Origin of the sequence: Peribacillus sp. NPDC097284, from assembly GCF_044761765.1 — a bacterium.
In the GTDB taxonomy this organism is placed as follows: domain Bacteria; phylum Bacillota; class Bacilli; order Bacillales; family DSM-1321; genus Peribacillus.
In genome coordinates this window covers 115,608-127,439 of sequence record NZ_JBIWCZ010000006.1, presented here as the reverse complement: position 1 = coordinate 127,439, position 11,832 = coordinate 115,608, and the positions used below count along the sequence as shown (strand labels likewise).

16 protein-coding genes are annotated in these 11,832 nt (G+C 41.2%); 9 read left to right on the top strand and 7 right to left on the bottom strand.

Going from position 1 to position 11,832, the window contains the following annotated elements; genetic code table 11:
- Positions 1-26 precede the first annotated feature (26 nt).
- Positions 27-263, bottom strand: coding sequence for a NifU family protein (locus ACIQXU_RS13305; RefSeq protein WP_402871006.1), 237 nt, complete (start codon positions 261-263; stop codon positions 27-29).
- 154 nt (positions 264-417) lie between these two features.
- Here ACIQXU_RS13305 and ACIQXU_RS13300 point away from each other — a divergent pair, with 154 nt between their 5' ends.
- Positions 418-744 (top strand): YuzD family protein, encoded by a 327-nt coding sequence (locus ACIQXU_RS13300; protein ID WP_402871009.1) that lies wholly within the window; start codon positions 418-420, stop codon positions 742-744.
- Positions 745-817: 73 nt separating this feature from the next.
- On the opposite strand, the gene ACIQXU_RS13295 is transcribed toward ACIQXU_RS13300, so the two are convergent.
- Complete coding sequence (locus ACIQXU_RS13295; protein WP_402871012.1) at positions 818-1,885, bottom strand: NAD(P)/FAD-dependent oxidoreductase; 1,068 nt, start codon at positions 1,883-1,885, stop codon at positions 818-820.
- Between the two features lie 303 nt (positions 1,886-2,188).
- Between ACIQXU_RS13295 and ACIQXU_RS13290 the strand changes: the two genes are divergently transcribed.
- Positions 2,189-2,425 carry a YuzB family protein gene (locus tag ACIQXU_RS13290; protein WP_402871015.1) on the top strand — a complete coding sequence of 79 codons (237 nt, stop codon included), beginning with the start codon at positions 2,189-2,191 and terminating at the stop codon, positions 2,423-2,425.
- Between the two features lie 72 nt (positions 2,426-2,497).
- On the opposite strand, the gene ACIQXU_RS13285 is transcribed toward ACIQXU_RS13290, so the two are convergent.
- Positions 2,498-3,223, bottom strand: coding sequence for a DUF2225 domain-containing protein (locus tag ACIQXU_RS13285; protein WP_402954334.1), 726 nt, complete (start codon positions 3,221-3,223; stop codon positions 2,498-2,500).
- 203 nt (positions 3,224-3,426) lie between these two features.
- On the opposite strand from ACIQXU_RS13285, the gene ACIQXU_RS13280 reads away from it, so the two are divergent.
- Positions 3,427-3,789 carry a HesB/IscA family protein gene (locus ACIQXU_RS13280; protein WP_402871018.1) on the top strand — a complete coding sequence of 121 codons (363 nt, stop codon included), beginning with the start codon at positions 3,427-3,429 and terminating at the stop codon, positions 3,787-3,789.
- Positions 3,790-4,157: 368 nt separating this feature from the next.
- Complete coding sequence (locus tag ACIQXU_RS13275) at positions 4,158-4,307, top strand: hypothetical protein (RefSeq protein ID WP_402871020.1); 150 nt, start codon at positions 4,158-4,160, stop codon at positions 4,305-4,307.
- A gap of 93 nt (positions 4,308-4,400) precedes the next feature.
- Here the strand turns inward: ACIQXU_RS13275 and ACIQXU_RS13270 are convergent, their stop codons facing one another.
- Both ACIQXU_RS13270 and ACIQXU_RS13265 read right to left on the bottom strand, forming a co-directional pair.
- Positions 4,401-5,042, bottom strand: coding sequence for an SDR family oxidoreductase (locus ACIQXU_RS13270; RefSeq protein ID WP_402990002.1), 642 nt, complete (start codon positions 5,040-5,042; stop codon positions 4,401-4,403).
- Positions 5,043-5,214: 172 nt separating this feature from the next.
- The gene (locus tag ACIQXU_RS13265; protein WP_402871026.1) at positions 5,215-6,207 is read right to left on the bottom strand and encodes an NAD(P)/FAD-dependent oxidoreductase; all 993 of its coding nucleotides are present in this window, start codon (positions 6,205-6,207) and stop codon (positions 5,215-5,217) included.
- Positions 6,208-6,587: 380 nt separating this feature from the next.
- Between ACIQXU_RS13265 and ACIQXU_RS13260 the strand changes: the two genes are divergently transcribed.
- The 4 genes from ACIQXU_RS13260 to ACIQXU_RS13245 all read left to right on the top strand — a co-directional run bounded on the left by ACIQXU_RS13260 (position 6,588) and on the right by ACIQXU_RS13245 (position 9,657).
- Positions 6,588-7,805 carry an NAD(P)/FAD-dependent oxidoreductase gene (locus tag ACIQXU_RS13260; RefSeq protein ID WP_402871029.1) on the top strand — a complete coding sequence of 406 codons (1,218 nt, stop codon included), beginning with the start codon at positions 6,588-6,590 and terminating at the stop codon, positions 7,803-7,805.
- A 118-nt stretch (positions 7,806-7,923) separates the two neighbouring features.
- A complete protein-coding gene (locus tag ACIQXU_RS13255) occupies positions 7,924-8,403 on the top strand; it encodes an NUDIX domain-containing protein (RefSeq protein ID WP_402871032.1) in 480 nt (159 codons plus the stop codon).
- A gap of 103 nt (positions 8,404-8,506) precedes the next feature.
- A complete protein-coding gene (locus ACIQXU_RS13250; protein WP_402871034.1) occupies positions 8,507-8,824 on the top strand; it encodes a YuiB family protein in 318 nt (105 codons plus the stop codon).
- A 137-nt stretch (positions 8,825-8,961) separates the two neighbouring features.
- Entirely contained in the window at positions 8,962-9,657 is a 696-nt protein-coding gene (locus ACIQXU_RS13245; protein WP_402989999.1) for a 3D domain-containing protein, read from the top strand.
- Between the two features lie 55 nt (positions 9,658-9,712).
- On the opposite strand, the gene ACIQXU_RS13240 is transcribed toward ACIQXU_RS13245, so the two are convergent.
- Complete coding sequence (locus ACIQXU_RS13240) at positions 9,713-10,507, bottom strand: cobalamin-binding protein (RefSeq protein WP_402989996.1); 795 nt, start codon at positions 10,505-10,507, stop codon at positions 9,713-9,715.
- 11 nt (positions 10,508-10,518) lie between these two features.
- Entirely contained in the window at positions 10,519-11,001 is a 483-nt protein-coding gene (locus ACIQXU_RS13235; RefSeq protein ID WP_402871041.1) for a divergent PAP2 family protein, read from the bottom strand.
- Positions 11,002-11,281: 280 nt separating this feature from the next.
- Between ACIQXU_RS13235 and ACIQXU_RS13230 the strand changes: the two genes are divergently transcribed.
- On the top strand, positions 11,282-11,818 hold the full coding sequence (locus ACIQXU_RS13230) for a GNAT family N-acetyltransferase (RefSeq protein ID WP_402989993.1): 537 nt from the start codon (positions 11,282-11,284) through the stop codon (positions 11,816-11,818).
- Positions 11,819-11,832: the final 14 nt, after the last annotated feature.

The window sequence follows — 11,832 nt, the reverse complement described above, 5'->3', positions numbered from 1 at the left end:
ATGCTCAACCCGTTATTAAAGGCTAATTAGAAAACTTGCTCAACTTCCACTACCCCGGGAACTTCTTCAAGAAGTGCGCGCTCAATCCCAGCTTTTAGAGTAATGGTCGAACTTGGGCAGCTTCCGCATGCTCCTAGTAATCGTAATTTTACAATTCCATCTTCTACGTCAACGAGTTCACAGTCACCGCCATCACGAAGTAGAAACGGACGAAGTTTATCTAGAACATCTTGAACTTGTGTTTCCATTTGTTGGTCAGACATTGCAATCGACTCCTTTCCTAATCATATTATAATGCGAACATAGTAAAAAATCCAACTGTAACTTTGCGGAAATTAAATCTATTCTTTTCGAATCTGTCATTAATAGGGAAAAGATTCCAAAAATCACAGAGAAAATACATGGTGGAGGTAACAGATGATAAAGAAAAAAATTGAAATAGAGGTATATGGGGCGACGCAAATATGTGCGAGTTGTGTTAATCTTCCCTCTTCGAAAGATACATATGAATGGCTTCAAGCCGCATTGACACGAAAGTTTCCAGAGCAACCATTTTCCATTACTTATATTGATATGTTGAATCCGCCTGATGTTGATAGGCAAAAAAACATGGCGGCGAAGATGGTCGAAGAAGATTTATTTTATCCACTTGTCCTCATTGAAGATGAGATTGTGGCCGAAGGGAACGTTCACCTGAAAAAAGTTGTGGAATTAATGGAGAACTACGGATATAAAGGGAAATGAAAAAACTGACCCAGGAGGAAGCTTTATAGCAGCTTTTTGAGTCAGTTCAAGAATAGGTTCATGAAATTTTAGATTAACCGTTATGGTATTTATACATCCAAAGTATCCCGGATTTCATTAGGCGTGCCACTCTTCCTGTGATAGGACGGTTAGCGACAAGTCCAAAACCTTGTTTCTTCCCAAGAGAACCTAATGTCCCTTTTAATTTTACGGGAGGGAAACTTTCAGGAAGTGGTTCATTGGCCCATTTTTTCAAGAGAACTTGAACAATCTGTTCGGCTTGAGATTCCGCTAATTGAGCACTCGGTGCATGTGGCAAACTAGCGCAGTCGCCGACTACAAAAATGCTGTCATTGGTAGGAAGGAAATGCTGTGGTGTAAGAACGGCTCTTCCTTGACGGTCTTTTTCGATATCCATGTCACGAATGATCTTGCTTGGTTGTATGCCGGCTGTCCAGACAATAACATCACTATGAACCGCTTCATCCCCATTATAAAGCAGGTTAGGTTCAACTTTAGTGATATTAGAATGATGAACGATTTCGATGGTATGTTTATCAAACCATGATTCGACAAACGTACTTAGTCTTTCTGGGAAAGCAGATAGAATATGTGGTCCACGGTCGAAAAGCTTTACGTTCAAATCAGAACGACTTTCAATTAATTCACTGGCTAACTCGACACCGCTAAGGCCTCCGCCAACGATTGATACGGTTGCACCAGCGCCCAAATTATTCAAAGCTGAATAAGTGCGACGTGATTTATCGATGGTTTGGATGCTATATGTGTGTGTATCAGCACCAGGAATATTGTGATATTTATCTTCACATCCAAGGCCGATAACTAAATCGTCGTAAGCAACGGGCTCTTGGTTCTCGATAATGACTTGTTTGTTCTCCATATCAATGGAAAGTACTTCTCCGTATACGTTCTTTAAGCGAGGGTGTTCTGGAAATGCAACACGGATGTGCTGATCAGGAATAGTACCTGCTGCTAGTGCATAATATTCGGTTTTTAAGCAGTGATAAGGATTGCGGTCGATTAGTGTGATGCTCACGTTTTCAGGAAGCTGATTAGGCAGCAATCTTTGTAACATGCGCATACCACCATACCCACCACCAAGTATGACTAAATTCTTCATATGTTTTTTCCCCTTTGTTTGATCTCTAGAAATAATGTTAAGTATTTCACTTGTGAAAATAAATTATCCTACTATAGGATTCCCCATTTGTATCCTATGGAATTATGTGAATAAATATATGCCTAATTTGTAGAATAATAAAAATATTATATGATTTCTTGTTTACATACCCCGACAAAAGTATAACGAATATAACTGTAAATCACAACCGATATCTTAAAAACGGCGTATTTTTGTGCGTATTTATTGACTGTTAATGTGAAAAGGTTTAGGATAAACTGTTAATGACAGCGAGGTGAAACGATGTATCCAATCATTGAGTTCTGTGTAAGCAATCTGGCCAGTGGGGCACAGGAAGCTTTCGAAAGATTAGAGAAGGATCCTAATTTAGATATTATTGAATATGGTTGCCTAGGGTATTGTGGGAAATGTTCCAGTTCTTTGTATGCCCTTGTTAATGGCGAAGTAGTTTCTGGGGATACAACGGATGAACTTGTGAAAAATATATATAAATTTATTGATGAATATCAAATGTTTTAATCGACATAAATAAAAAGGAGGCAGCCGAATAACATGTTGGGCCGCCTCCTTTTTGGTGGAGGATACATTTCCTCAGGCATTTGCCGCGATACCACCCATTTCCGATTCTTCCTTGATTTCATGCCACCGGTCTCTGGCCATTTGGATAATGGACGATTCCCTGGCGTGTTTTTGCCTTTCAAGTACCATGGAAAGAAATTTAATGGCTGCCTGTGTATTTCCGATCCTTTTGGATATATCTCCGGCAAGGTATAAAATCCTGACTTCCGATACTTGCGTGCCGCTGAAGTCCCCTGATGAATAAGATGCTTCATATTCCTGAAGAGCAAGTCGTAGGAACCTATTTTCCTGCTCCTGTTTATTTTGAAATCTATACAGCCAGGCAATCCGTAAATGAATACCGGCCAAGATGATATGTTTCTCCTTTTTCAAGGAACCGCAATAACTGGCCAGTTTATAGGTTTTGATTGCATCTTCAACGGAACGTACATCACTGAAATGATGGGGATTCCATTTAGAACAGATTTTCTCTTCGATGACTTCTTTTGTGGTAGGTGGGAAATATCGTGAGAAATCTTCAGAATAGGAAAAACCGCAGTGTCGACAAACGTGAATATAATAGTAAAGGGCGTTAGCGTCCGGGTTTTCATATATAGGACAAAAATCAGTGTCATAACGGGATACTTTAATAAAGCGTGAACGTATTTTCTTAGTGGTTGATGTTTGTTTACAATGAAGACATTCTATACTTTTATCATATAGAGGCTGTAATTCTTCGATAGAGATTACCTCCTTCATAAAATCTTGCAAGACTAATTACACAGGTAATTATACCTATAAACCACGATTTAATCTAGTTTTTTCATGAAATGTGGGGGGATAATGATCTGGAACATTTAATTTTTTTCAAGCTGGAAAATTGAGCAGGGGAATTTCTTTGGTATATACTATAAGTAAAGAAAGATTCTATCTCACATCTTTAGGAGAGGGAGCGGTTTATAATGAGTGAAGTTGTTCAGATTACGGAAGCAGCTGCTTTTCAGATAAAAGAAATGATGAAGCAAAACGAAGAAGAGGGATCGTTTTTAAGAGTGGCTGTAAAAGGCGGAGGCTGCAGTGGATTATCCTATGGCATGGGGTTGGAACAGGAACCTGGCGAGAAGGATGAGAAGTTGGAGCAATTTGGGATCCATATCCTTGTGGACAAAGAGGATGCCAGCATATTGAATGGAACGGTCATCGATTATAAACAAACGATGATGGGTGGAGGATTTACGATTGAAAATCCTAATGCCATCGCGTCATGCGGTTGTGGATCTTCCTTCAGGACGGCTACCGAAAAAGGTACGCCGGAGAACTGTTAATGGTTGGTTGACGGTCAGTGATCGTTAGCGTTTAGTTAATTCGATATCAACATTTATATCTGGCGCTTCTTGACGTATGTAACGATACGTTGGGAGGCGTCTTTTTATGTCAGGATAAAAGACTTATCCAATAAACACGTAGAAGCGAGCATTCTAAAATGATAATGAAATGCTTATGTGGATTCGTCGTCTTTTGTCGATTAAAGCATAAAGTCCCTTGCTATGTTAGTATTACGTGTGTGCACGAACCGTATATATGGAAGGTTAGCAGGACACAAATAAAGTAATAAGGTTTACTTCACAAAAATAAGGTATGATATATTTATTGAATAGATTCTCTTTAAAGACAGGAAAAGTAGGTGAACATAGTGGGAAAATATCAATTGGATTACAAAGGCCAGGCAGCTGTGACAAGATATCAGGAAAAGCAGACGACTGCCAAATTTGATAAAAAGCAGCATATTGAAAATCTGCGTGCGGAGTATTTGAAAAAAAAGCAAAAACAAACAGATAAATAATATTGAAACCCTAGGAAGACTAAAATCTCCCTAGGGTTTTCTTATGGAAAAAGGGAGACACATTTTGAAGTGTCCCCCTTTTTTCCATCATTCTTATAGGGTTTTCAAGGCTTCTTTGATCGGTTGGTCACCACTATGAATTTCGAACGTTTTATTGAAGGTGTTTTTTTCGGAGATGGCTTGGGCCAATACTTTAGCGACATCAGCTCGTGGTATGGAAGTATCGACATGGTCGACTTTTGCATCTGCCTTAATTTTCCCAATCGCTTGGTCATTAGTCAATGCGACGGGACGGACGATGGTATAAGTGAGACCGCTCTCCTTTAAATGTTCATCCGCATCATGCTTGGCTTCGAGATAGTGTTGCATTCCTTCGGGACCTTGTTGGGGCTGATCGGAACCGACGGAGCTTAACATGACAAAGCGCCCGACGCCTTTTTTCTTAGCGGCATCAATCAGTTTGATTGCTCCGTTCTTATCCACAGCCGTGGTCTTATCAGGTCCTGTCTTCGGACCTGAACCAGCAGCAAATACGATGGCGTCCATGTTATCCACCGCTTTATCCACATTTCCCTCTAAATCGGCGAGGATGGGTTGTCCGCCAAGGTCTTTTATCCCTTGTGCTTGTTCTTCTTTCCGGATCATTCCATATACCGTATCCTGTTGGGTTTTTGATAGTTCTTCGATGATTTTCTTACCAGTCGTTCCATTCGCTCCTGCTATTAAGATATTCATGAATGTAAACTCCTTTCTTTATCTTCTCTTACATTCATTACCCTTTATCGAAGAGTCCGAAAACATCTAGAACACATTGTGGATAACTGCTTTCCCGGAAGTTATCCACAAGTTAATAAAACGAATAAAAAAAACCAGCTCAATTAAGAGCCGGTCAATGAGTGATGGGATGCTAAAACATGGAAGAGCTGTGCATGGGCTGCACTTTTGCTTTTGGGTCAATGTATTGCTTCGCATGATTGACGGCAGTAGGGGCTTCGCCAAAGCCGCTGGCAATTAATTTGACTTTGCCATCGTAGGTTGCGATGTCACCAGCCGCGTAGATTCCGGGGATGTTCGTTTCCATTCTGGAGTTGACTAAGATGTTGTTTTTCTGAATATCGAGCCCCCATTCTTTGATGGGACCAAGAGAGGAGATAAAGCCGTAGTTGACGATGACTGCATCAACATCCAATGTTTCGGTTTCTTCTCCATTCGTATCCTTAAGGACGACTGTTTGAATTCGATCTTCCGTACCAATTAAATCTGCAGGTATGTAAGGGGTTTTAATTTCTACTTTAGAATTTTTTAGATTTTCGACACTATGTTCGTGAGCGCGGAATTTATCCCTTCTATGGACAATGCTCACCTTTTCAGCGATAGGCTCTAACATGAGTGCCCAGTCCACTGCGGAATCGCCGCCTCCGAAGACCACCACTTTTTTCCCTGCAAAACGGTTAAGGTCATCAATGAAATAATGAAGGTTCGTACCCTCATATTGTTTAGCATTCTCGATTTCGATGCGTCGAGGTTGGAAAGCCCCGTTTCCGGCAGTGATTATGATTGTTTTGGAATAATGTACTTCTTTATCCGTGGTTAACATGAAGACGCCATCGGCCTGTTTCTCCACTTCTTGAACGGATTGTTCCAAGACGACGGTTTGTTCGAATTTCGCCATTTGCTCTTTCAAATTATTGACTAATTCCTGAGCCAGCACTTTAGGAAAACCTGCGATATCATAGATGTATTTTTCAGGATAAAGAGCGGATAATTGTCCACCCAATTGTGGGAGGCTTTCAATGATTTTGACTGATGCCTGTCTCATACCACCATAGAATGCGGTAAATAAGCCTACAGGTCCACCACCAATGATGGTAATATCATATACTTTTTCATTTACTTCCAACGCTATCCCTCCGATATACTAGGTTTGTTGAAATTCTTTCTTCATTTTAACATAGTTGAAGTTAAAGAAGATGGATAATTTTTTTGAAAAATGAGAAATTTCGCGCGAGCAATCAGGCATACTATTCATCGAAATGAAAAATTACCGCATCAAGTGGACGGCTTATCCATTAATCAAGGGGAAATCGGTTTCCTTGAAAAATGAGAGGGAATGGAATAATATTCAATTATATGGAATTTATTGATTCGTTCGTGAACTTTAATTAGTGAAAGGCATCACATATGAATAGGATTGCCTTCTTTAATGGAAATTAAGGATATCGCATAGAAATTGAGATGGAAAGCGGGATAAAGAAAAATACTGTAAAGGTGGAAGATTACTTGAAAAAACCAACTATCGTTATTTTGGGAGCAGGTTATGGCGGTTTGATGACCGTAACTCGATTACAAAAAGCATTGGGACAAAATGAAGCGGAAATCATCTTAGTGAATAAAAATGATTATCATTATGAAACAACCTGGTTGCATGAGGCGTCTGCCGGAACCCTTCATCATGATCGTGTGCGCTATCCCATCAAGAATGTCATCAACAAAAGTAAAGTGAGGTTCGTTCAAGACTCCGTTTTAGAAATCAAGACCGAACAGAAAAAAGTCATTCTAGAAAATGGCGAAGTCTCGTATGACATCTTAGTGGTCGGGCTTGGCCCAGAATCAGAAACATTCGGCATTCCAGGATTAAAGGAATATGCCTTCTCCATTTCCAATTTAAATTCGGCCCGGAAAATACGGGATCATATCCAATTGCAATTTGCCACATATAGTTCAGAAATGGAAAAAGACGAAAATCGCTTGACCATCGTAGTCGGTGGAGCTGGGTTTACGGGCATTGAATTCCTTGGGGAGTTAGCCAACCGTGTTCCTGTGTTGTGTAAGGAATATGATATTGACCCTCAGAAAGTCCGCATGTACTGTGTAGAAGCTGCACCGGCGGTACTTCCTGGTTTCGATCCCGAATTAGTGGATTATGCCGTTTCATATCTTCAAAAAAAAGGAGTGGAATTCAAGATTGGCACGCCCATCAAGGGAGCTACCCCTGAAGGAATCATCGTGGCAATTGGTGAAGAGGAAACCGAGGAGATCAAGGCAGGGACCGTTGTGTGGGCAGCTGGAGTTCGTGGGAATTCCGTCATTGAAGCTTCGGGATTCGATGCAATGCGTGGTCGCATAAAAGTGAACCTCGATATGCGGGCACCAGGTCATGATGATATCTTCATCGTGGGTGACTGTTCATTGATCATCAATGAAGAAATAAACCGGCCATATCCCCCTACCGCACAGATTGCCATGCAGCAAGGAGAAGTCATTGCGAAGAACATTACCAAGTTGGTCCGCAACCAAACCGACCTAGATACCTTTACGTTCGAAAACAAAGGGACGGTATGTTCACTTGGTGAGCATGATGCAATCGGGGTTGTTTTTGGTAAGAAAGTGACGGGGAAAACGGCCTCGTTCATGAAGAAAATGGTGGATAACAGAGCGTTATTATTGATAGGCGGCCCTTATTTGGTTGCGAAAAAGGGTAAATTCAACATCCTGTAATTTCATAGTAAAAGGTATGAGCCATTCAAGAAATTTCCGGGATGGCTTTTTTCTATTGTGTATGACTGAAAAAAAAGGTTTATAATACAAATATTGAGAGAAATGAGGAGTGAAATGATTGGAACGCTGCAAAAATGTCTGGTTGGCTGTATCGGGTCTCGTGATTTCCGATAAAGGCGAATGGCTTGTCGTTAATAAACGGTATGGAGGATTGGAAGGTCAATGGTCCCTCCCTGCCGGCTTCGTTCGAAATGATGAAACGGTGGATGAGGCAGTCATTAGAGAAGTGCTGGAGGAGACGGGGATTCATACGGAAATTGAAGGGATGGTAGGCGTCAGGAGTGGAGTCATCAAAGGGGAAATAAGTGATAATATGTTGGTGTTTTTACTTAAGCCGCTTAGTTTTGATGTATCGGCTCAAATGGACGAGCTATATGAAGCTAAGTTCTATGATCCGGAAGCCCTCATTGCGGAAGGCAAGCAGTCTGTGTTATTGAATCATCTTTTATCCTTTAAAAAGGAAAGAATGCAGACGATGCTCGACGGAGTCAATCCAGGGAATCATTTCGGATATACCTCTTATAAATTATTTATGTAAGACAATGATGCATCACAAGGGATTAATTGGTATTATGTCGTTGACGAACCAATTATGTATTCTGTAAACTAAAAGTGGTTCTTTTAAGGAGGTCTAGAAGATTATGCCATTGCCGGTATTGGTCATCTCAATACTTTTATTCTTTGTATTGTTTTTCGGGATAGGCTTTTTACTTAACATGCTTTTTCGATCATCATGGATCATGGTCGTCCTTTTTCCTATCGTTTTCCTTGTCATAGTGAATAAAGCCAAGTTGATTGAATATTTCAGACAACCCAGTGACACGTTTTCCGAACTTGGGACGAGCCTAGCATCTTTGCATGCGGCGGATCTGATGATTTTATCAAGTGGATTAATTGGTGCTATAGGGGCTGGAATCACGATTAAGATATTGAGGAATAAGGGGTACCAAATGTTTTAAATAGGTGGGGCTGCCATTTAGTGGTGGTCCTTTTTTCTGTTTTTCTAGTGATATGTAGTCATTTTTAGGTCTATATGAATACTTTTCCTCATGTTAGGGAACAAATATCCTTGTGAGAGGAGTGGAATGACATACATATGAAAATCATACGGACATTATTTTTGCGGGTTGCCATCATCCTATTGTTTTTCTTGGCTATTGAATCAACCGTTCATCATGTTTTTGGAGCCGAGCCCGAAGTCCATCCTTTGGAAGAAATGATTAGGAAAAATATGGTATTTGAGCTGGAATATAAAGCCTTTCATCGTGGGCACCATAAAGCGACCTTTATAGCATCGTCCACGAAAAAAAGTGGGGGACCACCAACGATAGAAGAGGCTATAGAGCTTTCGAAGTATCCAAAACATAAGGTGTTGGCAACGGGATATACAGCAGGCTATGAATCCACCGGTAAATATCCGGATAGCCCGTCTTATGGCATTACCTATTCTGGGGTGAAGGTGAAGCGGGATATGTTTTCGACAATTGCTGCTGATCTATCCGTGTTTCCGCTAGGTACCATCCTTTGGATCCCTGATTATGGTTTTGGGGTGGTAGCCGATAAGGGTGGGGCGATTAAAGGGAATCACCTTGACCTGTATTACGACACGGTGCAAGATGTGTATGAGAAGTGGGGAAAGAAAACCCTGGAGGTCTATCTTGTACAAAAAGGAAACGGGCGTTTTTCAGAGGAACAGTTATATGAGTTGAATGAAATGAAAGTGAGGCAGGTCTTCAAACATACGATCGCCGAAAAAGCGGTCAATACAAACATGTCTTCCTTTGTGTTTTAAATACATGAATGCTCGCAAAAAAGCCGACTCAATGTAGAGCCGGCTTTTTTGCCGTTCAATCTGTAGGGATGTGGAGGTAGGCTTTGGGATGAAGCGTCCTAGCCAGTTTGGATAGTCCATCCAGCAATCTGGGGGACGGCCGGCAGAATAAGGGTTCTTCCATGATATGAATCGCATGGTTTTGGACGGCTTTCATTTCGGACCAGCCCTTCCGTTTCTTGATTAATTCAGGGTTGACCTTATGTAACGGGACGCCGACCCATGCTAAACAAATGTGGTCCGGGTCCTTTTCTAGGACTTCTTCCGATGGCACTTGAATGCTTGCCATGTCTACTTCTTCAAAGAGGTTATACCCTCCAGCCAGACGGCTGATTTCCGTTAACCAATTGACCCCGCCAGGTGAGAAAAGGGGATTGGGCCACCATTCCCAGTAGAGGGAAGGGGGATGGTCGATGCTGTCCGCTACCATCTTATATTGCCGGATGGTGGAACGGAATTTGTCCGCCTGCAACGCGGCCTTTTCCTGTACCTGAACGGCTTCCCCAAGGGTCAGTAAATCCTGGGCGATATCTTCAAGCGATTGCGGATTAAAGATGATATAAGGAATCTGTCGTTTTTTGAGTGCCTCGATGTTTTTTTTCATACCAGGTACGCTGAGGGAAGCAAGAACCAAATCAGGTTCTAATGATTCCACGAGATCGATGTTAATGGACAAATCCGGACCGACTTTAGGCAGATGCTGTATGGAGTCGGGCCAATCCGAATAGTCATCGATGGCAATCAACTGGTCTTCGATTCCGAGATATGTACAGAGTTCGGTATTACTTGGGCAAAGAGAGATTAATTTCATTTATAAGTCACCTACCCTTGAAAGATTAAAAAGTGAAGAACAAGTGCGATGAATACTCCAGTCAATGCGCCGAAAAAGACTTCAATTGGTTTATGGCCCAATAATTCCTTCAATTGCTGCTGCTTCTGCTTCTCCTCTTTCTTCTGCCAATTCTTCGCTTGTTCGACAAATAAATTGAAATCTGTGACAAGCTGATTCAGGACGGCAGCCTGTTCCCCTGCCTGCCTCCTAACACCCGTTGCATCAAACATCGTGATGATGGCAAAAAGTGTCGCAACGGCAAAGATGGGTGAGTCCATGCCCGTTTCAATCCCCACTGCTACGGTAAGTGCAGTCACGGCGGCCGAATGTGAACTTGGCATACCGCCCGTTGAGTTGATCAACGACCAATCCCATTTACGAAAGGCGATGAAATGAATCGGGACTTTAATGAATTGGGCAAAGAAAATGGCGATTAAAGCGGCAATTAAAGGGAAGTTTAAAAAAAATTCCAAAAGTTTCAGCCTTCTTTCCATTTATAAAGTAACGGTGAGACGGGAAAATATTCATCCTTACTAATACTTTCCATCATATCCTATCGATTCCCTGCTTATTGGAAATAAATATGATCTTTCTTATACTATTTCTCTAAAGGGCGGCTTTCTAAACTACTTCCTTACTAGGCAGGTGAAATAAAGCTAAGATTTAGAAAGAAGAGGCGATTCTTTAGAAGGTCTAGGTAGGTCGATAAAGAATATGAATAGTAATCATATGTTTTATAAGGAGGAGATAGTATTGTCTATTTCAAAAGACCCGGTTAGTTACATGGTTCGTCCTGGAAAACTGGAAGACTCCGAGGCGATTTTAGACATCCAGAAATCTGTTGTGTCAGAAGGTGAATTCCTAATCGCGTTATCCACAGAGTTCAATAAAACATCTTCCCAACAAAGCGAATGGGTTCAGAGCATATTGGATCATGAAAGAGAAACATTACTGGTAGCTGAAAGTGAGGGAGAAGTCGTTGGTTGGATAGTATTCGAAATGGCCAAAAATAGAATGCGATTGTCCCATACAGGCACCTTTGGCATGATGATAAGAAAGGGTTACAGAGAAATGGGGATCGGAAGTATGCTACTACAGGCATTATTGGATTGGGCAGAGAGCAATCCCTTCATCGAAAAAGTGAGTTTAGGCGTTTTCGCATCAAATCACGGTGCTATTTCTTTGTACAAGAAAATGGGGTTCATTGAAGAAGGTCGTAAGGTTAAAGAATTTAAAATGAGTGAAAATGAATATGTCGATGATATCCTGATGTACAAATTGGTTAAGTGAAATCGAATGGATCA